At 63.2% G+C, this 23965-nt stretch carries 25 protein-coding genes; 16 read left to right on the forward strand and 9 right to left on the reverse strand.

Translation table 11 applies throughout. The features are described from left to right. Positions 1 to 32: 32 nt before the first annotated feature. The 3 genes from EI983_RS05435 to tspO are packed head-to-tail and all read left to right on the forward strand — an operon-like array spanning position 33 to position 3087. Entirely contained in the window at positions 33 to 1586 is a 1554-nt protein-coding gene (locus tag EI983_RS05435; protein WP_157706378.1) for a phytoene desaturase, read from the forward strand. Continuing rightward, entirely contained in the window at positions 1583 to 2632 is a 1050-nt protein-coding gene (crtB, locus tag EI983_RS05440; protein WP_157706379.1) for a 15-cis-phytoene synthase, read from the forward strand. Before EI983_RS05435 ends, crtB begins: the two co-directional genes overlap by 4 nt. Beyond that, positions 2629 to 3087 carry a tryptophan-rich sensory protein TspO gene (gene tspO, locus EI983_RS05445; protein WP_157706380.1) on the forward strand — a complete coding sequence of 153 codons (459 nt, stop codon included), beginning with the start codon at positions 2629 to 2631 and terminating at the stop codon, positions 3085 to 3087. Before crtB ends, tspO begins: the two co-directional genes overlap by 4 nt. On the opposite strand, the gene crtC is transcribed toward tspO, so the two are convergent. Both crtC and crtD read right to left on the reverse strand, forming a co-directional pair. Then, positions 3068 to 3964 carry a carotenoid 1,2-hydratase gene (crtC, locus tag EI983_RS05450; protein WP_281356462.1) on the reverse strand — a complete coding sequence of 299 codons (897 nt, stop codon included), beginning with the start codon at positions 3962 to 3964 and terminating at the stop codon, positions 3068 to 3070. The genes tspO and crtC overlap by 20 nt on opposite strands. Continuing rightward, on the reverse strand, positions 3961 to 5502 hold the full coding sequence (gene crtD / locus EI983_RS05455; protein WP_157706381.1) for a 1-hydroxycarotenoid 3,4-desaturase CrtD: 1542 nt from the start codon (positions 5500 to 5502) through the stop codon (positions 3961 to 3963). The genes crtC and crtD overlap by 4 nt, the downstream gene beginning before the upstream one ends. A gap of 91 nt (positions 5503 to 5593) precedes the next feature. Here crtD and EI983_RS05460 point away from each other — a divergent pair, with 91 nt between their 5' ends. The 13 genes from EI983_RS05460 (at position 5594) to dxs (ending at position 18494) form a co-directional block, all read left to right on the forward strand. After that, entirely contained in the window at positions 5594 to 6463 is an 870-nt protein-coding gene (locus EI983_RS05460; RefSeq protein ID WP_157706382.1) for a polyprenyl synthetase family protein, read from the forward strand. A 31-nt stretch (positions 6464 to 6494) separates the two neighbouring features. Next, entirely contained in the window at positions 6495 to 7598 is a 1104-nt protein-coding gene (locus EI983_RS05465) for an acetylserotonin O-methyltransferase (protein WP_246162302.1), read from the forward strand. Between the two features lie 123 nt (positions 7599 to 7721). Further along, entirely contained in the window at positions 7722 to 8663 is a 942-nt protein-coding gene (gene bchC, locus EI983_RS05470) for a chlorophyll synthesis pathway protein BchC (RefSeq protein WP_157706384.1), read from the forward strand. Then, the gene (locus EI983_RS05475) at positions 8660 to 9661 is read left to right on the forward strand and encodes a chlorophyllide a reductase iron protein subunit X (RefSeq protein ID WP_157706385.1); all 1002 of its coding nucleotides are present in this window, start codon (positions 8660 to 8662) and stop codon (positions 9659 to 9661) included. The genes bchC and EI983_RS05475 overlap by 4 nt, the downstream gene beginning before the upstream one ends. 10 nt (positions 9662 to 9671) lie before the next feature. Further along, positions 9672 to 11234 carry a chlorophyllide a reductase subunit Y gene (gene bchY / locus EI983_RS05480; protein ID WP_157706386.1) on the forward strand — a complete coding sequence of 521 codons (1563 nt, stop codon included), beginning with the start codon at positions 9672 to 9674 and terminating at the stop codon, positions 11232 to 11234. Further along, complete coding sequence (bchZ, locus tag EI983_RS05485) at positions 11234 to 12712, forward strand: chlorophyllide a reductase subunit Z (protein ID WP_157706387.1); 1479 nt, start codon at positions 11234 to 11236, stop codon at positions 12710 to 12712. Before bchY ends, bchZ begins: the two co-directional genes overlap by 1 nt. A 5-nt stretch (positions 12713 to 12717) precedes the next feature. After that, positions 12718 to 12939, forward strand: a complete 222-nt coding sequence (gene pufQ / locus EI983_RS05490; RefSeq protein WP_157706388.1) for a cytochrome PufQ — start codon at positions 12718 to 12720, stop codon at positions 12937 to 12939. A 133-nt stretch (positions 12940 to 13072) separates the two neighbouring features. After that, positions 13073 to 13222, forward strand: coding sequence for a light-harvesting antenna LH1, beta subunit (pufB, locus tag EI983_RS05495; protein ID WP_157706389.1), 150 nt, complete (start codon positions 13073 to 13075; stop codon positions 13220 to 13222). Between the two features lie 14 nt (positions 13223 to 13236). Continuing rightward, positions 13237 to 13404, forward strand: coding sequence for a light-harvesting antenna LH1, alpha subunit (gene pufA / locus EI983_RS05500; protein ID WP_152493186.1), 168 nt, complete (start codon positions 13237 to 13239; stop codon positions 13402 to 13404). Positions 13405 to 13530: 126 nt separating this feature from the next. After that, a complete protein-coding gene (pufL, locus tag EI983_RS05505) occupies positions 13531 to 14370 on the forward strand; it encodes a photosynthetic reaction center subunit L (RefSeq protein ID WP_157706390.1) in 840 nt (279 codons plus the stop codon). Positions 14371 to 14372: 2 nt separating this feature from the next. Further along, on the forward strand, positions 14373 to 15359 hold the full coding sequence (pufM, locus tag EI983_RS05510; RefSeq protein ID WP_198389382.1) for a photosynthetic reaction center subunit M: 987 nt from the start codon (positions 14373 to 14375) through the stop codon (positions 15357 to 15359). Between the two features lie 3 nt (positions 15360 to 15362). Then, positions 15363 to 16454, forward strand: coding sequence for a photosynthetic reaction center cytochrome PufC (gene pufC / locus EI983_RS05515; protein WP_157706392.1), 1092 nt, complete (start codon positions 15363 to 15365; stop codon positions 16452 to 16454). Positions 16455 to 16565: 111 nt separating this feature from the next. Continuing rightward, the gene (dxs, locus tag EI983_RS05520; protein WP_157706393.1) at positions 16566 to 18494 is read left to right on the forward strand and encodes a 1-deoxy-D-xylulose-5-phosphate synthase; all 1929 of its coding nucleotides are present in this window, start codon (positions 16566 to 16568) and stop codon (positions 18492 to 18494) included. Positions 18495 to 18577: 83 nt separating this feature from the next. On the opposite strand, the gene hemA is transcribed toward dxs, so the two are convergent. The 7 genes from hemA to puhA are packed head-to-tail and all read right to left on the reverse strand — an operon-like array spanning position 18578 to position 23946. Beyond that, complete coding sequence (gene hemA, locus EI983_RS05525) at positions 18578 to 19792, reverse strand: 5-aminolevulinate synthase (RefSeq protein ID WP_157706394.1); 1215 nt, start codon at positions 19790 to 19792, stop codon at positions 18578 to 18580. Further along, positions 19782 to 20594, reverse strand: a complete 813-nt coding sequence (puhE, locus tag EI983_RS05530; protein WP_157706395.1) for a putative photosynthetic complex assembly protein PuhE — start codon at positions 20592 to 20594, stop codon at positions 19782 to 19784. Before puhE ends, hemA begins: the two co-directional genes overlap by 11 nt. Further along, the gene (gene acsF, locus EI983_RS05535; RefSeq protein ID WP_157706396.1) at positions 20594 to 21724 is read right to left on the reverse strand and encodes a magnesium-protoporphyrin IX monomethyl ester (oxidative) cyclase; all 1131 of its coding nucleotides are present in this window, start codon (positions 21722 to 21724) and stop codon (positions 20594 to 20596) included. Before acsF ends, puhE begins: the two co-directional genes overlap by 1 nt. Beyond that, the gene (locus EI983_RS05540; protein ID WP_157706397.1) at positions 21721 to 22017 is read right to left on the reverse strand and encodes a hypothetical protein; all 297 of its coding nucleotides are present in this window, start codon (positions 22015 to 22017) and stop codon (positions 21721 to 21723) included. The genes acsF and EI983_RS05540 overlap by 4 nt, the downstream gene beginning before the upstream one ends. A gap of 17 nt (positions 22018 to 22034) precedes the next feature. Beyond that, a complete protein-coding gene (gene puhC, locus EI983_RS05545; protein WP_157706398.1) occupies positions 22035 to 22496 on the reverse strand; it encodes a photosynthetic complex assembly protein PuhC in 462 nt (153 codons plus the stop codon). 24 nt (positions 22497 to 22520) lie between these two features. Beyond that, positions 22521 to 23156, reverse strand: a complete 636-nt coding sequence (gene puhB, locus EI983_RS05550; RefSeq protein WP_157706399.1) for a photosynthetic complex putative assembly protein PuhB — start codon at positions 23154 to 23156, stop codon at positions 22521 to 22523. 16 nt (positions 23157 to 23172) lie between these two features. Then, complete coding sequence (puhA, locus tag EI983_RS05555; protein ID WP_157706400.1) at positions 23173 to 23946, reverse strand: photosynthetic reaction center subunit H; 774 nt, start codon at positions 23944 to 23946, stop codon at positions 23173 to 23175. Between the last annotated feature and the right edge of the window lie 19 nt (positions 23947 to 23965).

Genomic DNA, 23965 nt, shown 5'->3' on the forward strand with positions numbered 1-23965 from the left:
TCAACTAAACTAGACAGATGTAGTCTTGCGTTATGTTGACACGCCCCGAATCCTTCAGCGAAGACCGGCTTGGCGGTGCTGCGCGCCCGCATGCGGTGGTGATCGGGGCGGGGCTCGGCGGCCTGTCCTCGGCGATGCGGCTGGGGGCGAAGGGCTACCGGGTGAGCGTTCTGGATCGGCTCGACGGCCCCGGCGGCCGCGGATCCTGCATCTGGCAGGAGGGGCACCGGTTTGACCTCGGACCCACGATCGTGACAGTGCCGCATGTGTTCCGTCAGCTCTGGGCTGCCTGCGGTCGGGAGTTTGACGCCGATGTGACCCTGATGCCGCTCGACCCCTATTACGAGATCCGCTGGACCGATGGCAGCCGGTTCAAGGTGTTCGCCGATGAGGCGCAGATGCGCGAAGAAGTGGCGCGACTCTCCCCCGGTGACGTGGCAGGTTATGAGCGGTTCCTGCGCGACAGCGAAGCACGCTATCACTTCGGCTTCGAGGGGCTTGGCCGCCGCCCGATGAACAAACTCTGGGACCTTGTGAGGGAATTGCCCGGCTTTGCGATGCTGCGCGCGGATCGGTCGGTCTATGGTCACGCGGCCAGGCGGGTGCGGGACGAGCGGCTGCGCATGGCGCTTTCGTTGCACCCTCTTTTCATTGGCGGCGATCCGACCCGTGTGACTTCGGTCTATATTCTCGTCAGCCACCTGGAAAAGGAATTCGGCGTGCATTACGCGCAGGGCGGGGTCGCGGCGATCGCGCAGGCCATGCAAAATGTGATCGAAGATCAGGGCGGGCTGGTGCGTCAGAACGCCGAGGTGGACGAGATCCTTGTAAAAGACGGCTCTACCCGCGGGGTGCGCCTCAGCTCGGGCGAAGTGATCACCTCCGATATCGTGGTGTCCAATGCCGATGTGGGCCATACCTATGATCACCTCTTGCGCAACCACCGCCGACGCCGCTGGACTGCGGCCAGGCTCAAGCGCTCGAAATGGTCGATGAGCCTGTTCCTTTGGTATTTCGGCACGAAGGGCACGCGCGGCAAATGGAAGGATGTGGGCCATCATACCATCCTGAACGGGCCGCGCTATCGGGGTCTTCTGCGCGATATCTTCAAAAACGGCACGTTGGCCGAGGACATGAGCCTCTACATTCATCGCCCCACGGTGACGGACCCGAGCGCGGCCCCCGAAGGCGATGACACGTTCTATGCGCTGAGCCCGGTGCCGCATCTGGGGCATGACGCGCCTGTTGACTGGGATACCATGGCCGAGACCTATCGTCAGAAGATGCAGGACGTGCTGGAGGATCAGCTTCTGCCGGGGCTCGGTGCACATGTGAGCAGTTCACTGGTCTTCACGCCGCACACATTCCGTGACCGCTATCTCAGCCCTTACGGTGCCGGATTTTCGCTGGAGCCCCGCATTTTTCAGAGCGCGTGGTTCCGGCCGCACAACGTGAGTGAGGAGGCGCGCGGGCTTTACGTGGTGGGTGCGGGCACGCATCCCGGTGCGGGGCTGCCCAGTGTGGTGACCAGCGCCGAGGTGCTTGACCAGCTTGTGCCAGCCGCAGATGAGGTGACCGCGCGATGATTGATCCAAAGGATATGGCACATTGTGTCGAGGCGATCCGCCACGGGTCTCGTTCGTTTCACGCCGCTTCAAAACTCTTGCCGCGCAGCCTGCGCGACCCGGCGCTGGCGCTTTATGCGTTCTGTCGGCTGGCTGATGACGCGGTGGATTTGCAGGCGGCCAAGGCCGAGGCGGTTCTGACACTGCATGAGCGGCTCGATCTGGCGTATCGGGGTGCGCCGCGCAATGCGCCTGCCGATCGGGCTTTTGCCGCCATTATCGAGGATTTCGAAATGCCCCGCGCCTTGCCCCAGGCCCTGTTGGAAGGGCTTGCCTGGGACGCGATGGAGCGGCGCTATGAGACGCTGTCGGATCTGCGCGACTACTCGGCACGGGTGGCTTCGGCGGTGGGGGCGATGATGTGCGTTCTGATGCGCGTGCGCGATCGCGATGCGCTGGCGCGGGCCTGTGATCTGGGCGTGGCGATGCAGTTGACGAATATCGCCCGGGATGTCGGAGAGGACGCACGCGAAGGGCGGCTGTATCTGCCGACCCAATGGATGGACGAAGCGGGGCTGCCCCCGGAAAGATTTCTCGCCGATCCGCGCCATAGCGCCGTTACGCGCCGCCTGATCCGTCGTCTGTTACAGGAGGCCGAGGCGCTTTACATCCGGTCCGAGGCCGGAATCGGTGCCCTGCCGGTGGCCTGTCGGCCGGGGATTTTCGCGGCGCGCTTCATCTATGCCGGGATCGGCGGGCAGGTGCGGCGGTTGGGCTATAATGCAATCGACCACCGCGCGCGCACGCAGGACAGTCAGAAGCTCGGCTGGCTTCTGCATGCCACGTTTCGGGCGGCGGGCACGGTGGTGATGCCGCGCTCTTCTGTCATCCATGCGCGTTGCCTGCCCGAGACGGCCTTTCTGGTCGAGGCTGCCGCTGATCGGAGCGCGCCTGACACCGGCTGGAGCGATGCGCTCTATGGCACGCTTGCAGGTCTCAAGTCGCGCGATCAGGTGCAACGGGCGGCGTTGATGGCCGGCGCGCGCGGTGCTAAGACATCAGCATGATCTGGCTTTATTTCTGCATATTCCTCGCCGCCTGTTTCGCCGCAGGGGCAACTGGCGCCATGTTTCCGCCCGGAGACTGGTATGACGAGTTGGACAAGCCCACATGGACCCCGCCCAACTATGCCTTCCCGATCGCCTGGACGACGCTTTACCTGTGCATGGCCTATGCCGGGGCGCGCGCGGCAATCAGCCCTGACAACGGGTTGGCCATGGCGCTCTGGGCGCTTCAGATCGCGCTCAACACACTTTGGACGCCGGTGTTTTTCGGGCTGCGCAAGATCAAGGCTGGTATGGCTGTTCTGGCCTGCCTCTGGGTGGCGGTCGCCGCGGCGATGGTGGCGCTTTGGCAGGTGGATTGGATCGCTGGGCTGTTGTTCGTGCCGTATCTGGCCTGGGTTTCCACCGCGGCGGCGCTGAATTTCTCAGTGATGCGGCTCAACCCTGGCCGGGCCTGATCTCGGGCCCGAAGGTCCAGCCAGAGCGGCGCGGCACCCGGCAGGCCAGCACGGGCTTCAGCAGAGGCGAGCGGAAGCGGCGCAAATCTAGGGCCTCGTGCACGCCGGTCGTTTCTTCGCCATTGATCACCGTCCGCACCGCCGCGCGGCTGTAGAATGGCGCATCGAGCATGGATTGCACTTGTCGCGGCGTTGTGCCCGCATCGGCCCGGGTTTCGCGTTTCACGGCCCAGTTGCTGCGGCGAAACCGTGTTTTCGGTGGCAGGGCGATTTCTTCGGCGCGGCCATCGGCATCAAAATGAACTCCGAGCGACAGCGCGCTCCCGTCAAGGCGCGTGGCATCGTAAAAACAAGTGCTGCCACCTGCGAGAGGAAAGCGGCCCCAGGTCCAATAGGAAAAATCCTGCTCCAGCGCCCGGGTGCCGAAATTGGCGTCGAAATACCCATGTCCATCCCATTGCCAGCCCGGCGATTCCAGATCGACACGGATCGCCGAAGTGGGGGCGAAAGGCCGCCAGATATGCGTGCCGTCCGGGGTCAGGGTCGCCTCTACCCCGGTGAGTGCGCTGGGCGTGACGGTGACCGTGCCGCGCACGCGGCCGGGCAGGGGTGGGGCGGCAAGCTCGTTGATCTCTATGATCAGCCGTCCCCCCTGCCAGCGCATGGATGAGGGGCCGACGGTCAGCGTCTCGCGGCTTTGTCTGAGCGCCGCCTGTCCGCGATCGGTCATGGTGAAGCGTCCGCCTGGCCCGTAGGTGGCGACGTTGATGCAGACATGGTTCTGCGGGCGTCGGCGGCCAGACCAGGCATACCAGGGTGAGAAGACCGACCCGATGAAGCCGATGATGCTGATCGCGCGTCCGCCGCTGTCGCTTATCCCGTCGACATACCACCAGGCATAGCCGTTGGAGGGGACCTCGATGTTGAAATTGGGCTCTGCATGATCGCTGCGGCCGCATGCTGGCCGGAGAGCGCCGCCATTGGCACACCCGCCCCCGGATGCGTGCCGCCCCCCGCCAGAAAGAGCCCCCCCAGCGCCGTGCGCGCCTGTGGCCTGTTCAGCGCTGCTGTCATGCCGTGCGGGCTCTGCCCGTAGAGTGACCCGGCCGATGCCGGATGCAGACCGGCAAAGCCCCTCGGCGTCGTGAGCGCGGTTGGATCCGGTGTCGGACTGAACCGAAGCCCGAAGCGCGCGAGGGTCTGAAAACTGCGTGTCGGACATGAGGGGGCCTCCTCTTCACGCCCGTCCGCAGGCAGCGGAGGAGCGTTTGCAATGGTTTCGAACCGTTCGAGCGCGGGCCGCGGTGCCGCGCCGTTTCGGTCCATCGCACAGACATAAACTGTTGGATCGTCGATATATTTTCCCTGCATGAGCGCGCGAAACTCGGGTTCGGGATCGGTCCGGAAAAACACATTGTGATAGGACAGTTCCGGCCCCGTGACCTCGGCGGCAAAGGCCCAGACCTCAGCCGACAGGCTACGGGCACTGCGCAGGGTTTGCCGCCCGATATGGTCGGAGGCGCGGCCCATCAGGCCTCTGGCCAGAGCACGCGGGTCGCCATTGAACACGATCGCATCGGCGCTGACCGGCGTGCCGTCACCAAGGGTGATCCCGGTCACGACACCATCTGACGTGGTGATCCGCTTGACCGGCATATCATAATGATACCGGGCCCCATGTGCCCTGCCGAGGTCTTCGAGCGCCCGGGCGAGCCGGTGCATCCCGCCCTTGACGGCCCACACGCCCGCGCTTTCGGCCCTCCAGATCAGGGCCAGAAGGGCGGGCGCATGATAGGGTGATCCACCGACATAAGTGGCATAGCGGCCGAAAAGCTGAACCAGGCGCGGGTCGCTGAAGCTGCGGGCAAGAAGGCCGTGCAGCGACGTGAACGGGGCCAGTTTGGGCAGAAGCCAGGGCCGGCCTGCCACATGCGCCGCGAGCGACCGGAAGGAGGGGGCGGGCGCGCGCATCATCGGCGCATCGAAGGCGTCAAAAAGCTGCCGCGCGCGCCGGTCGAATCGTCGAAACTCGCGGGCCGCCCGTGCTCCGGCAAAAGCGGTGATCGCGGCGGCGTTGGCCTCGGCCGTGTCATGCAGATCGAGTTGGCTGCCATCGGGCCAGAAATGGCGCGCAATCACGGGCTGGCGCAGAAGCGTCACATGCTCCTCCAGCCGGGCACCGCATTCGGCAAAGATCTGGTCGAACACCGACCGCATGGTCAGCACGGTCGGCCCGGCATCCACTGGTCCGGCGGCGGATTGCACACAGCGCATCTTGCCGCCCGGAGCACTTGCCTGGTCGAAAACAAGCACATCAAACCCCGCATGAGCAAGTCGCGCTGCCGCCGTCAACCCGGCAACGCCAGCGCCGATGACAATCACGCGCCTGTCTCGCAGAGGGTGTGAGATGTTCATGCGTGATTGTTGACTCCTGAGCGCGAAGTGTCCAGTATGATTTACACATCAGCTGTCTAATTATACAGACAAAGCCGCATGGGAGCAGATCATGCCACTCTCCAACCGGATTGAAACTGCGATGGGCGCCGCCCTTGCCTCGACGCTGGCGGATACAGCCCCGGCGCGGCTTACCTCGGCGTTGACCTATGCCACGCAACCAGGAGGGGCGCGGATCAGGCCGACGATCCTTTTGTCGGTGGCGCTGGCCTGTGGCGATGACAGGCCGGAGCTTTCGGATGCGGCCGCTGCGGCGCTTGAGCTGATGCATTGCGCGAGCCTTGTGCATGACGATCTGCCTTGTTTTGACGACGCCGATCTGCGGCGGGGCAAACCATCGGTTCACAAGGCGTATTCCGAGCCGCTCGCCGTCCTGACCGGCGACAGTCTGATCATTCTGGCGATCGAAACCGTGGCCCGCACGGCGGCGCTGGACCCGGCGCGCGCCTCCGACATGCTGCTGACGCTGACCCGCTGCACCGGTGCCCCCTATGGGATCTGCGCGGGGCAGGGATGGGAGAGCGAGCCGCAGATCGACCTCAGCGCCTATCACAAGGCCAAGACTGCCGCGCTTTTCGTTGCGGCGACGCAGATGGGAGCCATCTCGGCCGGGCATGACCCGGAGCCCTGGTATGACCTCGGGGCGCTGATCGGCGAGGCATTCCAGGTGGCGGATGACCTGCGCGACGCCTTGCTGGACGAAACCACACTGGGCAAGCCGGTGGAGCAGGATCACCTGCATGGACGGCCCAACGCGGTGGCGCTGCTTGGGGTCAAGGGGGCCTATGAGCGGCTGTCTGACATCCTGGCAGGCGCGATTGCCTCGATCCCGTCCTGCCCCGGCGAAGCGGCGCTGGCCGAGGTGGTGCGCCTCAAGGCGAAGTCGATCATGCCGAAAATGCCTGCCGGGCATCGGGCCTGAGCCGATGTCCGCAGCGCATCAGAGTCATCGTTTGACGGATGCGCCCCTGCAATGGCTCTCGCGCCTGATCGCGCGAAGTTCGGTGCAGGCGCGGGTGGCGCGGTGGCCTCTGGGTGGCCGTCTCGCACGTCGGGACGGTGACGAGATTTTTGATATTCTCCAGGGGTTTGTCAAATCCCAAACCTTGCTCGCGCTGATTGAGCTGGACATTCTTGAGCGGCTGCTTGATGCGCCTGCGACTGCAGAGCAGCTTGGTCTCGTGGCAGATATCCCGGTGAACCGCATGGCGCGGCTTCTGGCGGCGGGGGCCGCGATCGGCCTGCTCAAGCGGCAGCGCGGTGAGCGATACCGCCTGGCACGGCGCGGTGCGGCGATCCTGGGGGTGCCGGGCCTGATGCAGATGATCCGGCACAATGCCGTGCTCTATCGCGACATGGCGGACCCGGTGCGCCTTTTGCGGGGCGGGCAAACGACGGAGCTGTCGCAATTCTGGCCCTATGTCTTTGGCGCGGGCGGAGAGGTCGATGCGGAAACCGCCGCGCGCTATTCGAAGCTGATGGCCGACTCGCAACAGCTTGTGGCGCAGGACACCCTGAGGATGGTCGATCTGCGCGGCGTCGGCACGCTGCTCGATGTGGGCGGCGGAAGCGGCGCGTTTCTGCGCGCAGCCTTGCGGCATTGCCCCGACGCACACGCGATTCTCTTCGATCTGCCCGAAGTCATGCCAAGTGCCGAAAAGGCCTTTGATGTGGCGGGCCTGTCGGATCGGGTCACGCTGATCCCCGGCAGTTTCCGCAGCGAGGCACTGCCTCTGGGGGCGGATGTCATCACGCTTGTCCGGGTTCTCTATGATCATGAGGATGATACGGTCAAGCATCTGATATCGAAGGTTTATGAGGCCTTGCCCCGAGGCGGGAGGCTGATCATCTCAGAGCCGATGTCCGGAGGAGAGCGGCCGGAGCCCGCGGGGGATGTCTATTTCAACTTCTACACGATGGCTATGGGCACCGGGCAAGTCCGCTCGGCGAATGAGATAGGACAACTTTGTGCCGATGCCGGTTTTGTCGAGATTCGCATGCCGCGCGCCCCGCGCCCCTTCGTGACCAGCGTCGTGACCTGCGCCAAGCCTGTTTGAGCAGGCGGCCCTGCCGCGAAAGTGTAAAGATAACTTGACACTTTAGAATGTTTATATAGGCTGACATTAAGCCTGTGAGGCATCCGTCCAATAATGGCCGGACGGAAACAAGGGGGAACCGATATGGAGGCGCGTGCCGTCTTTTTAAACGGTCCAAGGGATCTGCATCTCGACACGTTATCGCTGACTGACCCCGGCGCGGACGACCTGGTTGTGGATATTGCCTACTCCGGTGTGTCCACTGGCACTGAAAAACTTTTCTGGTCTGGTGAGATGCCACCGTTCCCGGGCATGGGCTATCCCCTGGTGCCGGGCTACGAGGCGGCGGGCGAGGTTGTTTCGGCCCCGCGCGGCTCGGGCTTCAAAACCGGTGATCATGTCTTTGTACCCGGCGCAAATTGCTTCGACGGGGCGTTCGGCCTGTTTGGCGGGGCGGCGTCACGTCTGGTTACGCCCGCAAGGCGGGTTACGCGGATCGATGCGGATCTTGGCGAGCAGAGCGCGCTTCTCGCGCTGGCGGCCACGGCGCGGCACGCCATCGCCGGGCTGGACAAGGCCATGCCTGAGCTGATCGTGGGTCATGGGGTTCTGGGCCGGCTTCTGGCACGGCTGACGATCGCTGCGGGGGCGCCCGCACCGGTGGTCTGGGAAGTCGAGCCCGGACGGCATTCCGGCGCAGAAGGGTATCAGGTGCTGCATCCGGATGAGGACAGCCGCCGGGATTACGGCGCGATCTACGATGCCTCCGGTAGTGCTGCTGTGCTGAATGAATTGATCGGACGGATCGCGAAGGGCGGCGAGATCGTCTTGGCGGGGTTTTATGCCGAACCCCTCAGCTTCGCCTTTCCGCCCGCCTTCATGAAAGAAGCGCGCCTGCGTGTGGCCGCGGAATGGGATCCGGCGGACCTGGTTGCGGTGCGCGATCTCGTTGAAAGCGGCGCGCTCTCACTTGGTGGCCTGATCACGCATCACGCCCACACCGATGATGTGCAGGGCGCTTATGAGACAGCTTTTGAAGACCCGACTTGCCTGAAAATGATAGTCAACTGGAAGGACGCAGCGTGAAGGACGATGTACCGAACCTGAAGGATTTCGACCAGCGCCTGCGCGATGAAGCGGGCGAAGACCTGGCCGATCTGATCACCGACGAGCCGACCAAGAAAACCCAGATCATCGCGATTTACGGCAAGGGGGGCATCGGGAAGTCGTTCACGCTCGCGAACCTGAGCCATATGATGGCGGAACAGGGCAAGCGCGTGCTGCTGATCGGCTGTGATCCGAAATCTGACACCACGAGCCTGCTGTTTGGCGGCAAGGCCTGCCCGACGATCATCGAGACCTCGACCCAAAAGGGCCTGTCCGGAGAGCCGGTCAAGATCGGCGATGTCTGTTTCAAGCGCGGCGGCGTGTTCGCCATGGAGCTGGGCGGGCCTGAAGTGGGCCGCGGCTGCGGCGGGCGCGGGATCATCCACGGTTTCGAACTCCTGGAGAAGTTGGGATTTCATGATTGGGATTTCGACTATGTGCTGCTCGATTTCCTGGGCGATGTCGTCTGTGGCGGCTTTGGTCTGCCGATTGCGCGGGACATGGCGCAGAAGGTGATCCTTGTCGGCTCGAACGATCTGCAATCGCTTTATGTCGCCAACAACGTGTGCTCGGCGGTGGAGTATTTCCGCAAGCTGGGCGGCAATGTCGGTGTCGCGGGTCTTGTCATCAACAAGGATGATGGCTCTGGCGAAGCGCAGGCCTTTGCCAAGGCAGTGGATATCCCCGTCCTTGCGTCGATCCCGCAGGATGACGACCTGCGCAAGAAATCCGCCAATTACCAGATTGTCGGCACGGCTGAGAGCCAGTGGGGCGCCCTGTTCGCCGAACTGGGTCTCAACGTGGCCGATGCCCCGCCGGTTCGCCCGAAGCCTCTCACCCAAGATGGTTTGCTTGAATTGTTCGATGGCTCGGAAACCGGCGCGGGTATCGAATTGGAACCCGCCACGGACGAGGACATGCGGGGCAAGAATGCGGAACCCAAACAATCGCTTGAAGTGATCTATGACGATGCCTGAAGGACCGCGCATGACCGATGAGGTCACATATGACGACGCCGCCGAGGCCGAGGTGATCCGGGGCAAACCGCGCCCGGATGACGCGCCTCAGGGAGAGGTGTCGGGCCTGGGCTGTCATTCAGGATCGGAGATGGAAAAAGCTGCGCGCATGGCCGGGCAGTCGGATCTTCTGGATCAGTATGCGCGCGATTATCCGCAAGGGCCCCATGACAAGCCGCAAAGCATGTGCCCGGCCTTTGGCAGCCTGCGCGTGGGCCTGCGGATGAAGCGGGTGGCGACGGTCCTGAGCGGCTCGGCCTGCTGCGTTTACGGGCTGACTTTCGTGAGCCATTTCTATGGTGCGCGGCGCTCGGTCGGCTATGTGCCGTTCAATTCCGAGACGCTGGTGACGGGCAAGCTGTTTGAGGATATCCGTGACGCGGTGCATGAGTTGGCGGACCCGGATCGGTTTGATGCGGTGGTGGTGACCAACCTCTGTGTGCCCACGGCCAGCGGTGTGCCGCTCCGGCTTTTGCCAAGTGAAATCAACGGGGTGCGGATCGTGGGCATTGATGTGCCTGGCTTTGGCATTCCCACCCATGCCGAGGCCAAGGATGTTCTGGCCGGTGCCATGCTGGCCTATGCCCGCAAGGAGATCGAGGCGGGCCCCGTGGCCGCGCCCGAGGGTGGCAAATCCGATCGTCCGACCGTCTCGCTGCTGGGAGAGATGTTCCCGGCCGATCCGGTGATGATCGGCGCGATGCTGGCCCCGATGGGTCTGGCCGCTGGGCCGGTGGTGCCCTGCCGTGAGTGGCGCGAGCTTTACGCCGCACTCGATTGCGGGGCGGTGGCGGCGATCCATCCGTTCTACACCTCGGCCATTCGTGAGTTTGAACGTGCAGGTCGGCCCATCGTGGGCAGCGCGCCGGTGGGCCATGACGGCACGGCGGCCTGGCTTGCCGGGATTGGCGAAGCCTTCGGACTGGCGCCCGACAGGGTGGCCGCGGCACAAAACGCGTTCCTGCCCGCGATCAAAGGCGCTTTGGCGCAGGCTCCGGTGAAGGGGACAATCACGCTCAGCGGCTATGAAGGCAGCGAGCTTCTGGTGGCGCGGTTGCTGATCGAAAGCGGCGCGGATGTGCCTTATGTCGGCACCGCCTGTCCGCGCACGCCCTGGTCACAGGCCGATGCGGAATGGCTGCGCTCCAAAGGCGTCACGGTCAATTTCCGCGCCTCGCTGGAAGAGGATTGCGCGGCCATGGAAGGGGTCAAGCCGGACCTCGCCATCGGCACGACGCCGGTTGTGCAGAAGGCCAAGGAGCTGGGTATCCCGGCGCTTTACTTCACCAACCTGATTTCGGCGCGCCCTCTGATGGGGCCCGCGGGGGCGGGAAGCCTGGCCGAGGTGGTGAACGCCGCCATCGCCAACAAGGCGCGCATGGATCACATGAAAGCGTTTTTCGAAGGCGTGGGCGAGGGCGACACGGCGGGTGTCTGGGAAGGAGAGCCGAACCTGCGGCCCGATTTCCGCGCGCTCAACCTCAAGAAAATCGAAAAGAAGAAACGCGCCGAAAAAGCGCAGGAGATGATCTGATGCTGATCCAGGATCATGACAGGGCAGGGGGCTATTGGGGCGCGGTCTATGCGTTCTGCGCGGCCAAGGGCCTTCAGGTCGTGATTGACGGCCCGGTCGGGTGCGAGAACCTGCCAGTCACCTCTGTACTGCACTATACCGATGCGCTTCCGCCGCATGAGTTGCCCATCGTGGTGACGGGCCTGGGCGAGGAGGAGCTGGGCCGCGAAGGCACCGAAGGCGCGATGAAACGCGCCTGGGGCACGCTTGATCCGGCACTGCCCGCGGTGGTCGTGACCGGCTCCATTGCCGAGATGATCGGCGGCGGGGTCACGCCGCAGGGCACCAACATTCAGCGATTTTTGCCGCGCACCATCGACGAGGATCAGTGGGAAGCCGCCGACCGGGCGATGACCTGGCTTTTCACCGAGTTCGGGATGACCAAGGGCCGCATGCCGCGCGAGAAAAAGCGCGAGGAGGGGGCGAAGCCGCGCGTCAATATCCTTGGCCCGATGTATGGCACATTCAACATGCCGTCGGACCTGGCCGAAATCCGGCGTCTGGTCGAAGGGATCGGGGCCGAGGTCAACATGGTCATGCCGCTGGGCGCGCATATCGCCGAAATGCGCGATCTGGTGAATGCGGATGTGAATATCTGCATGTACCGCGAATTTGGCCGGGGCCTCGCCGAGGTGCTCGAGAAACCCTATCTGCAAGCGCCGATCGGGGTCGATTCGACCACGCGTTTCCTGCGCAAGCTGGGTGAGCTTCTTGGGCTCGATCCCGAACCATTCATCGCCCGCGAAAAGCATTCAACGCTCAAGCCCGTCTGGGACTTGTGGCGCAGCGTGACGCAGGATTTCTTTGCCACGGCGAATTTCGGCATCGTGTCGAGCGAGACCTACGCGCGCGGCATCCGCAATTTCCTTGAGGCCGATATGGGGCTGCCCTGCGCCTTTGCCGTGGCGCGCTGTGCCGGGACCAAGACCAACAACGAAGAGGTCCGCGCGCTTATCGGGCAACACCGGCCGCTGATCCTGATGGGCTCGATCAACGAGAAGATCTATCTCGCCGAGTTGCAGGGCGGACACGGGCCGAAACCGGCCTTTATTCCCGCAGGCTTCCCCGGGGCAGCGATCCGCCGGGCCACGGGCACGCCGTTCATGGGCTATGCCGGTGCGACGTATCTGGTGCAGGAAATCTGCAACGGGCTTTTTGATGCCCTCTTTCACATTCTGCCGCTCGCGTCCGAGATGGATGCCGCCGCTGCCACGCCCACGCCGCTGCGCCGCGATTTCCCCTGGGATGCCGACGCGCAGGCCGAACTGGACCGTATCGTGGCAAGCCACCCGGTCCTGACCCGCATTTCCGCCGCCAAGTCGCTGCGCGATGCCGCCGAAGACGCGGCTTTGCGCCAGGGGGCCGAACGTGTCGTCCTGGAAACAATCAGAGCGCTGTCGCCACAAGGCCGCGCCAAAACAAATTCAACAGAGGAGTAATTCGAATGACCGACATGACCTCGGGCCCGCTTCACAAGCCGGCAGGACGCCGCCGCGGCACCGAATTCTGGGTCTATTTCACCCTCATTTTCTTTGTGGCGTTGCCCTCGGCAAGCTTTCGCTGGGGACGGGACGTGATCCGCAAACGCACATTGAACCTGCGCGGGCCGATGGCGCGCGCCTGGGCCGAAGCCGACAGGCTGACGCCGATCATCTTCTCGGTCTGAGCCGTCCCGGCGAGGTATCCGAGCACGACCTGCCTGCCCGCAAGGGCGGACAGATACCTGAAGGGCCATGCAGGCCTTGACGGACCCGGCCGCGGGGGACGCGGCGTCAGCGTAACGTTCCGGAGGAAAGTTTATGGCTGATAACACCGACCTGTCCTTCACAGGTCTTACCGACGAGCAAGCTCAGGAGCTGCATTCGGTCTATATGGGCGGCCTTTGGCTGTTCGTGGCGATTGCAGTGGTTGCCCATCTGGCAACCTATATCTGGGCGCCTTGGTTCTAAGGAAGGGTTGAGAGATGTCAAAATTCTACAAGATTTGGCTGATTTTCGACCCTCGCCGCGTGTTCGTGGCGCAAGGCGTTTTTCTGTTCCTTTTGGCCGTCATGATCCACCTGGTGGTTCTGTCGAACGGCGTCAACTGGTTCGAAAACGCTGCAGCGTCGCGGGCGGCAGCGTCCGAATAAGCCAGGGATGCAAGTCCACTCCAAGACCGTTGCGGGCGGCGTTTCTGTCGCCCGCAACAAACCAAACATAGCGAGACGATGGCTTGAGGTCTGCACCGGACCGGTGGCCAGATGCGGAGAAAAAAGATGGCTTTGCTGAGCTTTGAACGAAAGTATCGGGTCCGCGGCGGAACATTGATCGGCGGTGATTTGTTCGATTTCTGGGTTGGTCCGTTCTACGTAGGCTTCTTCGGTGTCACGACGGCGTTTTTCGCGCTCTTGGGCACCATTCTGATTTTCTGGGGGGCGGCGCATCAAGGCACCTGGAACCCCTGGCTGATCAACATCGCGCCACCCGATCTGAGCTACGGGCTGGGGGTCGCCCCGCTGATGGAAGGCGGGTTATGGCAGATCATCACAATCTGCGCGACGGGGGCCTTCATAAGCTGGGCCCTGCGCGAGGTGGAAATCTGCCGCAAGCTGGGGATAGGCTATCACGTACCCTTCGCCTTCAGCTTTGCCATTCTGGCCTATGTCACGCTGGTCATCTTCAGGCCGCTGCTGATGGGGGCCTGGGGGCATGGATTTCCTTACGGGATCTTCAGTCACCTCGATTGGGTGAGCAACACCGGCTACGCCTATCTGCATTTCCACTACAACCCGGCGCATATGCTGGCGGTGACGCTCTTTTTCACCACCTGCCTCGCGCTGGCGCTGCATGGCGGGCTGATCCTGAGTGCCGCCAATCCTGAAAAGGACGAGGAGATGAAGACGCCGGATCACGAAGACACGTTCTTCCGCGATTTGATCGGCTACTCGGTTGGCACGCTGGGCATTCACCGGCTCGGGTTCCTGCTGGCCATCAACGCGGTCTTCTTCTCGGCCGTCTGCATCATCATCAGCGGCCCGGTCTGGACGAAAGGCTGGCCCGAATGGTGGAACTGGTGGCTTGAGCTGCCGATCTGGCCCGGCCAGGGAGGGATGTGATCATGATCGAATATCAGAACATCTTTACGCAGGTTCAGGTCCAGGGTCCGCCCGAGATGGGCATGGACAACGAAAACAACATGGCCGAGGAACGCACGACAAAGCCCTTCTTCAGCACGCTGGTGGGCTGGGTCGGCAATGCGCAGATAGGACCGCTTTACCTGGGCTGGACCGGACTGGTGAGTGCCGCGACCTTCATCCTGTGCATGAACATCATCGGGATCAACATGCTGGCCCAGGTCAACTGGTCGATCCCCGAGTTCCTGCGCCAGGGCTTCTGGCTCGCTCTTGAGCCGCCGAGCCCGGAATACGGCCTGAGGATGCCCCCGTTGCAGGATGGCGGATGGTACATCATCGCCTCGTTCCTGCTCTTGGTCAGTGTCTGCACCTGGTGGCTCAGAACCTACCTTCTGGCGGCGCAGCACAAGATGGGTAAACATGTGGCCTGGGCCTTTGCCAGCGCCATCTGGCTGTTCCTGGTGCTGGGCCTTTTCCGCCCGATCCTGATGGGCTCGTGGTCAGAGGCGGTGCCTTATGGTATCTTCCCGCATCTGGACTGGACCACGGCGTTCAGCATCCGCTACGGCAACCTCTACTACAACCCGTTCCACTGTCTCTCGATTGTCTTCCTCTACGGTTCGGTGCTGCTCTTTGCGATGCACGGGGCCACCATCCTCGCGGTGACCCGCTTCGGCGGGGACCGGGAACTGGAACAGATCTTGGACCGTGGTACGGCGACCGAGCGGGCCGCACTTTTCTGGCGCTGGACCATGGGCTTCAACGCCACGATGGAAGGCATCCACCGCTGGGCCTGGTGGTTCGCGGTGCTCACGCCGATCACCGGCGGGATTGGCATTCTTCTGACCGGGACAGTTGTCGACAACTGGTTCATCTGGGCGCAGGAGCACCATTTCGCACCGGCCTATGACGGCTCTTATGGCTACGAGTCCTACGGCTCTTACGAAGCCTTCATCGGGCGGGAGGAGTGAACGATGCTACCCAATTGGTTCAACAAATGGAACGCCGAGAACCCGACGGATATCTATCGTCCGATCTTTATCTTCGGGGCGATCGGCGGGGCGGTGATCGTGGTGGTTGCGTTGCTCATGTTCGGGCAGCCCTACGCCACGGACAGCCTTCAAACTGGGCCGCGCGGCACGGGCATGTCGGTGCCCGAGTTCGAGGCTGATCTGGCGGTGCCGGACCCCGGGATCGAGGCGTTTCTCGCCTCGACCTCCAGCCCGGTCGTTCCGCAAGGTGGCGAAGAAATGGCCGGGTCGGCGCGCGAGAACGTGCCGCCGGGGCTTGAAGGGCTGACGGTCGAGAATTACGACCGCCTGCTTGCGGCGATGCGCAGCTGGACGGGGATCCCCGATCTTTTCGACGATCCGGACAATTACCAGACCGCCGTCGGCCATGTGATGATCACCATGACCCAGAACCTCAATGAAAACTGGGACGGGCATGTGAATGCCAACAAGCAGGTTGGCGTGACCTGCTACACCTGCCACCGGGGTCAGCCCGTGCCAAGCGATGTCTGGTTCGACGCGACACCCACGGTCAAGGCGGCGCAGGGCTGGTCAGCCAATCAGAACCGCGCCACGGCGACCAGCAGCTTCACCTCGCTGCCGTCGGATGCGTTGCAGCATTTCCTTGTGGATGGAGAAACCATCGGCGTGCACGACCTGGAATCGCGGGTGGCCGGTATCCCCGGGCAGGATGATTTCCCGGGTATCCAGCACGCCGAACGGACCTATGCGCTGATGAACTACGTGGCCAATTCTCTGGGGGTGAACTGTGTCTTCTGTCACAATTCGCGCGCCTTCTATGATCCGGGCCAGGTGACGCCGCAATGGGCGACCGAGATGCTGGGGATCGGCATGGTGCAGGAACTCAACAACGAGTATCTGATCCCGGTCGGGGCGCTCTTGCCCGAAGACCGGCTTGGCCCGGTGCATCAGGATGCGCCCAAAGCCGCCTGCAAGACTTGCCACAAAGGCTATCAACAGCCGCTCCAGGGCACGAATGTGATCGGTGACTGGCCCGAACTGGCCACGACCGAGGCTCCGGACTACAGCAACTGACCAGCGGGAGGGCGATCCGAGCATATTGGATCGCCCTCCCGACCATCGCGCCGTCCCTGTTGCGGACCGATCGTGGGCGACGCCTCAATCCACCGACAGGAGGACCCCGCGATGAAAGATTCCCACTCCAAGACACCGTTGCTGGATCAGGTCGCCACCCCGGACGCGCTGCGCCGGATGTCGGATGCGGACCTGACCGCCCTTGCGGGCGAGCTTCGCGCAGAGGTGATCGACACGGTCTCGCAAACCGGCGGGCACCTCGGGTCGAGCCTGGGCGTGGTCGAGCTGACCGTGGCCCTGCATGCTGTCTTTAACACGCCCGTGGACAAGCTTGTCTGGGATGTTGCCCATCAAAGCTATCCCCACAAGATACTCACCGGCCGGCGGGACCGCATGCATACATTGCGGCAAAAAGGCGGGCTCAGCGGGTTCACCAAACGCTCGGAAAGCCCCTATGATCCTTTCGGTGCGGCTCATAGCTCGACCTCGATCTCCGCGGCCCTCGGCTTTACCGTGGGGCGCGATATGGGCCAGCCGACCGGCGATGCGATCGCGGTGATCGGCGATGGCTCGATCAGTGCCGGTATGGCCTATGAAGCGCTCAACAATGCCGGTGCGGAAGGGCGGCGGCTCTTCGTTATTCTCAACGACAATGAGATGAGCATCGCGCCGCCCGTCGGCGCCATGTCGCGCTATCTGTCCGGGCTCTATGCCGGTGAGCCTCCGGCCCGCCTGGACGAGCTTGCTTCGGACATAAATCAGAACCTGCCCGCCACGCTGCGCGAAGGTGTCGCCTGTGTTCGCGAACTGGCCGGCGGGTTGACCGCGTCAGGCAAGATTTTTGAAGAACTCGGTTTTGACTATGTGGGGCCGATTGACGGTCATGACATGGATCAGCTTCTGATGGTTCTGCGTGCGGCACGGGTCCGGGCCACGGGGCCGGTGCTGATCCATTGCTGCACGGTAAAGGGCAAGGGCTATGTGCCCGCCGAGGCCAGCGACGACAAGTATCACGGCGTCTCCAAGTTTGACGTGCAAACCGGAGCGATGGCCAAGAAGGCGGCGAGCGCCCCGTCTTATACCTCGGTCTATGGCAAGGCGCTCAGAGGCATGGCGGCGCAGGATCCGAAGATCGTCGCGGTGACGGCGGCGATGCCGTCGGGCACCGGTGTGAATATCATGGCCGAGGCCTTTCCCGACCGCGTGTTCGACGTGGGTATTGCCGAGCAGCATGCCGTGACCTTCAGCGCCGGAATGGCGGCGGCGGGGCTGAAGCCATTTTGCACGATCTATTCCACCTTCCTGCAACGCGGCTACGATCAGGTGGTGCATGATGTGGCGCTTCAGGGCCTGCCGGTGCGATTCGCGATTGATCGCGCGGGGCTGGTGGGCGCCGATGGTGCAACCCATGCGGGCAGCTATGACATCGGGTATCTCAGCAGCCTGCCGGGCTTTACCGTGATGGCCGCCGCCGATGAGGCGGAGCTGGTGCATATGGTGGCAACGGCTGCGGCACATGATGAGGGACCGATTGCGTTCCGTTATCCGCGTGGCGCAGGCGAGGGGGTCGAGCTACCCCAGCAGGGCGAGGTGCTGGAAATCGGCAAGGGCCGGGTTGTCGAGCAGGGCGAGGATGTGGCGATCCTGTCCTTCGGTGCGCATCTTGGTGTCTGCCGCAAGGCGGCGGCACTGCTCAGGGCGCAAGGGATCAGCACGACGCTGGCCGATGCGCGATTTGCCAAGCCGCTCGACACCGTCCTTTTGGCCGAGCTGGCACGCGACCACCGGGCGCTGATCACCGTGGAGCAGGGGGCCGAGGGCGGCTTTGGCTCCATTGTGCTGCACGAGCTGGCCCGCCAGGGTGCCTTTGACGCAGGGCTCGCGGTTCGCAACATTTGCCTGCCGGACCGCATCATCGAGCAGGCCAGCCCCGAGGAAATGTATGCCGATGCCGGGATGACGGCGGAGGATATCGTCGCCACCGTGCGGATCGCTCTGGGCTTATCGGAGGACGCGCCGTCGCTCGACGCGGCCGAATAAGCGCCGCTGGTTTCAGGCACGCACCTTACAAAAAAGCCGCGCCAGGTTGCCCCGGCGCGGCTTTTGCGTTGCTCTTCAGTTGATCACGCGACCGCGTGGGCGATGGCGCATTGCTTCCACAGCACATCCAAAGCCTCGACCACGCGATCGATATCGGCATCGGTGTGCAGCGGCCCCGGAGTGAAGCGCAGCCGCTCAGTGCCTTTCGGCACAGTCGGATAGTTGATGGGTTGTACATAGATCCCATAATCGCGCATCAGGATGTCGGCCAGCATCCGGCACTTGACCGGGTCCTTGATCGGCACCGGGATAATGTGGCTGGGGTTTTCCATATGGGGAATGCCCCGCGCATCGAGCATGGCGCGCATACGCGCCACCTGACGCCGCTGCTGGGCGCGCTCGATCTGGCTGACCTTGAGATGCGCGATCGACGCCTGCGCCGCCGCCGCCACGGCCGGGGGCAGAGCGGTGGTGAAGATGAAGCCGGACGCAAAGGACCGGATGAAATCGCAGAGCGCCGGAGAACCCGCGATATAGCCGCCCATGCACCCGAAGGCCTTGCCCAGCGTGCCCTCGATCAGGGTGATCCGGTCGGCCAGCCCCTCGCGTTCGCTCAAACCACCGCCGCGCGGCCCGTAGAGCCCCACCGCGTGCACCTCGTCGAGATAGGTCATTGCGCCGTGCTTTTCGGCGACCTCGACAATTTCGGCCATAGGACAGATGTCGCCATCCATCGAATAGACGCTTTCGAACGCCACGATCTTGGGCGCATTTGCCGGGAGGGCGGCGAGCTTGCGGTCCAGGTCCTCGGGGTCGTTATGCTTCCAGATAACTTTCTGGGCGCGCGAGTGCCGGATGCCTTCGATCATCGAAGCATGGTTGAGCGCGTCCGACAGGATCACGGCATCGGGCAGGCGGCTGCCCAGGGTGGAAAGTGCTGCCCAGTTCGACACATAACCGGAGGTGAACAGGAGCGCGTCTTCCTTGCCGTGCAGATCGGCCAGTTCGCGTTCGAGCGCGACATGGTGGTGATTGGTGCCCGAGATGTTGCGTGTGCCCCCCGCGCCGGTGCCACAGCTGTCGATGGCATCCTTCATGGCCTGGCGCACGACCGGGTGCTGGCCCATGCCAAGATAGTCGTTCGAACACCATACGGTGACCTCGTCGGGCGCGTCGTCATCATGGCTTTTGGCGCGTGGAAATTGCCCGCAACGGCGCTCCAGTTCGGCAAATATGCGGTAATTGCCCTCTTCCTTCAGCGCCCCCAGTTGCGCGTTGAACATTGCATCAAAGTCCATGATGTCCCTCCGGTCGTGGTGTCTTGTCGTGTTTGGTGGGCGCCGGAAGCATCCAGCGCCAGAGTTTGGCATCGGGCAATGGCAGCACCATCAGCCAATGTTCGAGTAAGGCCAGCGCGGTGAGCGCGGTCAGCAGGGCAAAGCCTGCTGTTTCGGCTGGTGTCTGGGCCGAATAGAGCCGCTCCAGCCAGCAGGCCACGGCAAAGCTGAGCGCCGTGACCGATATGGGAAACACCCAGTTCAGCCGCGAGATGCGGAAATGACTGGGCAGGTGGCGCAGTGCATCGGGGATGAACTCCGCGTTGATACGCGGCACACCGTAAAACAGGTTCAGTTTGGCCGAGATGCGGGCGAAATAGAGGATGGTAAAGGTCCAGAGGCCAAAGCCATTGGCGGCTCCCTGTCCAACCGCCCAGAGCAGCAGCAGAGCCGCCAGCAACAGCATTTCGTGATAGGCGATGGTGCCGAAGGCGCGGATGAACCTCTCCCATTCCGGGGCGCCTTCGGGGCAGTCGTACAGGTTGGGGCCGGTGATGGCCCCGGTGAGAAAGGCCAGTTCGATCCAGCCCCAGATCGCAAGAGCCGACAGAAACGCAACATAGGCGGCTTGCAGGGATGGGTCGTTCAGCGTGGTCCAGCCCCCCCAGACGCCAAGCACCAAAAGAGGCAACCCGGCCCAGGTACATGCCACGCGCCCGGCCCGACCGCGCCGGTCGGCATGGCGCACCGCCCACAGGATAGCCCCGGTGGAAAACCACCAGGCAAAGAGCGCAAAGAGCGCTGCTATCCAGGGCGACGCCATCAGTACGCCGGTTCCAGCCTGGTCGAGGCGGGCACCACGTGCTTTTTCGCCGGGATCAGGTAAAGCCCGGCAAAGGCGAGGGCTGCGCGGGTGCTGGCAGAGGCGCGCCGGAGCATGGCAAGAGGGCCGCTTTGCTCCTTCGCCGCGGCCAGATCGGCATTGGCCTTTTGCAGCTTCACCAGACCGGACTGCCAGCGCGGATGCTCGATATCGAGCGTGATCGGGAAGATCTGCTTCGACAGCGTCGAGGTCTTGGTAAAGACCTCATGCGCATACCAGTCGGGGTCCACCCCCAGAGCCTCATGAAACGCCGGGCGCTGGTGATCGCGCACATACATCGTGGCATAGACCGCCGTGAGGAAGAACTTGATCCACAGCACATTGCGCCCCGAGGTCAGTTTCGGGTCGGTCTTCATCAGCAGCGCGAAGGCCTCGCCATGGCTGAACTCGTCATTGCACCATTCTTCGAACCATTTGAAGATCGGGTGAAAGCGGTGCTCCGGATTGGCCTGAAGGTGGCGGAAGATGGTGATATAGCGGGCATAGCCGATCTTCTCGCTCAGATAGGTGGCGTAATAGATGAACTTGGGCCGGAAATAGGTGTATTTCTTCTTCTGGGTCAGAAACCCCAGATTGACCCGAAGCCCGGCCTCGCGCAGGGCGTCATTGATGAAGCCCGCATGGCGCGCCTCGTCCCGCGCCATGAGCTGAAACAGCTGCGTGATGTCATCGTTATTGCCGCGCCGCTTCATCTCCTTGTAGAGCACACAGCCCGAAAACTCGGCGGTGCAGGAGCTGATCAGGAAGTCGATGAATTCCTTCTTCAGTTGCGGCTCCATCCCGTCCCAGTCGATCTGGTCCCAGTCATCGTTTTTCTTGAAATGCCCCTTGTTGGGGTCCGAGACCATTTGCGCGATCAGCTTGTCCCAGTCCTCGCGCACTGAAGACACGTCGATGGCGTCCAGCTCATCGAAATCCGTGGTATAGAAGCGCGGGGTAAGGAGCGTGTTGGCCATGGCCGTTTCGGTGGCCATCTCGTCGGTATATTGCGCGTCCTGCGCCTCGGCGATGGCAAGGCCCTCTTCGACAGTGGTCGCATCGGCGGTGTGTTTTCCGGAATAGGCGTTCATAGCCGCACCTCCTCGGAAAAGGAGAACTCGCAGAGCTCCATCACCTCGAAATCACCGGTCAGGCGCGTCCAGATCTGTTCAAGTTTCGACGCGCGCACGATGGTCGCGTCGCGGTCTTCGCGCACGATCTCTCCGAACGGGGCCATGATCTCGGGCCCGTGAACCTTCACCTCATCGCCGGGGTACACAACGGCGCCGTTGTTGAACCTCACATGCGCATGCAGGCTTTCAAACTTGTGACTGATTTCCACAGTGCACGGCGCATGTTCTACTTCTTTGGTCAGCCATCCCATTATTGGCCTCCTCTCTCTCAGTTTGCCAGAAGCCTTGCGAAGGCCATGGCGTTATCGGCGCCGAATCCCATTAAATCGGCGCTCCAGCCTGTGCTGGGGTCTTGAATTGAAATGCGTCCCGTATCCTTCCACAGAAGGACGACCGGCCCGTCCTGTGCCACGCGGTTTTTCATCCGCTCGCGTTCGATCACCCGGCCCACGCCGGAGATGAAGCCGCCCTGCTCGGGCGCGAGATCGGCGATCAGAGTGCCATCTTCGGCGCGCACGGTGGCGGCACCGCTCTGGCTTACGTTCAGCAGAACGGTGCGCGATGCCACAACCTCGCCCTCGGGCGGGGTGGCAAGCGGCTGGTAGCCGGTGAACGTGGCCAGAGACACGATGATCAGACAGACCATCACCAGACCGAACATCGCCCGCACCAGGGCACGCGGGATCAGCTCCTTGTCGTAGGGGGCTTTTTGGGTGGCGGTCTGGGTCATCTCAGTGTCTTTCCTTGACAGGTCCTATTCGGCGGCCACGGCGGCCGGTGCGGGGGCGTTGCGCACCAATTGGGGCGTGCTCACCCTTGCCTCCGCCGCGGTGGCGAGGATTTGGGCCACGTCTGTGGCATCGGGGATGCAGCGCAGGGCCGGTTGGGTGCGGCGCATTTTCCACGGGCGCACATGCGGCCAGCACACCAGATAAGAGAGCCGGACCGGCCCGATCAGGTCGAGCGCGATGGTGCCAGTGCCATCGCGGCGCAGGTCCAGATCGGCGCGGCCGAGCTGCGTGAACGGCAGGTTGAGCGTGACGGTCAGCGCTGCCCCGATGCGCATGGCGACGCGGCGGTTGGTGATGGTGTAGACGGTTGCGCGGGCTTGCACATACCCGACAATCATCAGAAGTGCGCAGACGATACCGCCAAGGATCAGGAAAGGCGTGGACCCCGCCAGGGCGGCACCCGCCCCGACCTGATCCACGGTACTGCCAAAGCGCCAGACCGCCAGGATCACAAAGTAACCCGCGACCCAGTAAAGGCTGAGCGAGGCCCGGGTCAGCGCCCACCAGTTCGGGCGGCCCTGCCAGAGAATGCGTTCGCCCTCGGGCGGTGCTTCGGGCAGCCCTTTCACGGGCTCGATGGCGAAATCATCGTGATGCATGGCGGCCTCTTTCCTGTCAGCCCAGTTGCGGCTCTTGGCGGGCTTCACTGGCGTAGAGGGTGCCACCCGCGTAGTAGCCACAGATCTTGTCTTCTTCGAGCAGCGTCACCTGATGGGCGGACACATGCTGGGGAACGCCCGAGAAATGCTTACCGAAGATCGACCGCACCTTGACCCGGTCCGAGCCGATACGTGCCATGGTCAGCGGTACCAGGCGTTTGCCTTCGCCGTACTCGCCATCAAGCTCCAGCTCCAGATAGCGGACCATTTGTTCGGGCTCGTCGATCCACATATCGGTGATCTTGCCGACCACCGCGCCGTCGCCGGCCTGCACCGGCAGCCCGCGCGGGTCGCGCCCGGCGGCCACGCTGAACTGTTCCTTGTTGCCCATGGGCACGATCTTGGGGTGACCATGACCGTCAAGCTCGGGCACATCGCGGCGCGGGGCCCAGGACGCAGGGCCAACCCCGTCCACCATAGGATCGCCCGTAGGTGCGAAGGGAAAGCCATTGCCCGCCGCGGTCTTCTCCAGCGGCAGGTTGGGGCGCTCGGGCGTCTGACCCGAGGGCACGGTTTTTTCGCCACGTCCGTGGGGCAGTTTGAAGGTCTTGTCTTCGGGCACCGGGAAGAGGCCCTGATTGGCGCTTTCCCTGCCGTCGTCATCCTCAAGCGGATAACCTTCCCGCATATTCTCGCGCTGAATGTAGAAGATCAGCAGGGCAAAGAAGATCCAGAACAGCCAGATCGAGAGGCTGGCGAGATCGAAATTTCCAAAGAAGGGGTCGGTCATGGTGATGTCCTTTCCGGGG

This window comes from Roseovarius faecimaris, assembly GCF_009762325.1.
GTDB lineage: Bacteria > Pseudomonadota > Alphaproteobacteria > Rhodobacterales > Rhodobacteraceae > Roseovarius > Roseovarius faecimaris.

Coding starts and splice junctions, on each gene's coding strand:
- EI983_RS05435 (WP_157706378.1), top strand. CDS start 33: ATGTTGACACGCCCCGAATCCTTCAGCGAAGACCGGCTTGGCGGTGCT.
- crtB (WP_157706379.1), top strand. CDS start 1,583: ATGATTGATCCAAAGGATATGGCACATTGTGTCGAGGCGATCCGCCAC.
- tspO (WP_157706380.1), top strand. CDS start 2,629: ATGATCTGGCTTTATTTCTGCATATTCCTCGCCGCCTGTTTCGCCGCA.
- crtD (WP_157706381.1), bottom strand. CDS start 5,502: ATGAACATCTCACACCCTCTGCGAGACAGGCGCGTGATTGTCATCGGC.
- EI983_RS05460 (WP_157706382.1), top strand. CDS start 5,594: ATGCCACTCTCCAACCGGATTGAAACTGCGATGGGCGCCGCCCTTGCC.
- bchC (WP_157706384.1), top strand. CDS start 7,722: ATGGAGGCGCGTGCCGTCTTTTTAAACGGTCCAAGGGATCTGCATCTC.
- bchY (WP_157706386.1), top strand. CDS start 9,672: ATGACCGATGAGGTCACATATGACGACGCCGCCGAGGCCGAGGTGATC.
- bchZ (WP_157706387.1), top strand. CDS start 11,234: ATGCTGATCCAGGATCATGACAGGGCAGGGGGCTATTGGGGCGCGGTC.
- pufQ (WP_157706388.1), top strand. CDS start 12,718: ATGACCGACATGACCTCGGGCCCGCTTCACAAGCCGGCAGGACGCCGC.
- pufB (WP_157706389.1), top strand. CDS start 13,073: ATGGCTGATAACACCGACCTGTCCTTCACAGGTCTTACCGACGAGCAA.
- pufA (WP_152493186.1), top strand. CDS start 13,237: ATGTCAAAATTCTACAAGATTTGGCTGATTTTCGACCCTCGCCGCGTG.
- pufL (WP_157706390.1), top strand. CDS start 13,531: ATGGCTTTGCTGAGCTTTGAACGAAAGTATCGGGTCCGCGGCGGAACA.
- pufM (WP_198389382.1), top strand. CDS start 14,373: ATGATCGAATATCAGAACATCTTTACGCAGGTTCAGGTCCAGGGTCCG.
- pufC (WP_157706392.1), top strand. CDS start 15,363: ATGCTACCCAATTGGTTCAACAAATGGAACGCCGAGAACCCGACGGAT.
- dxs (WP_157706393.1), top strand. CDS start 16,566: ATGAAAGATTCCCACTCCAAGACACCGTTGCTGGATCAGGTCGCCACC.
- hemA (WP_157706394.1), bottom strand. CDS start 19,792: ATGGACTTTGATGCAATGTTCAACGCGCAACTGGGGGCGCTGAAGGAA.
- puhE (WP_157706395.1), bottom strand. CDS start 20,594: ATGGCGTCGCCCTGGATAGCAGCGCTCTTTGCGCTCTTTGCCTGGTGG.
- acsF (WP_157706396.1), bottom strand. CDS start 21,724: ATGAACGCCTATTCCGGAAAACACACCGCCGATGCGACCACTGTCGAA.
- EI983_RS05540 (WP_157706397.1), bottom strand. CDS start 22,017: ATGGGATGGCTGACCAAAGAAGTAGAACATGCGCCGTGCACTGTGGAA.
- puhC (WP_157706398.1), bottom strand. CDS start 22,496: ATGACCCAGACCGCCACCCAAAAAGCCCCCTACGACAAGGAGCTGATC.
- puhB (WP_157706399.1), bottom strand. CDS start 23,156: ATGCATCACGATGATTTCGCCATCGAGCCCGTGAAAGGGCTGCCCGAA.
- puhA (WP_157706400.1), bottom strand. CDS start 23,946: ATGACCGACCCCTTCTTTGGAAATTTCGATCTCGCCAGCCTCTCGATC.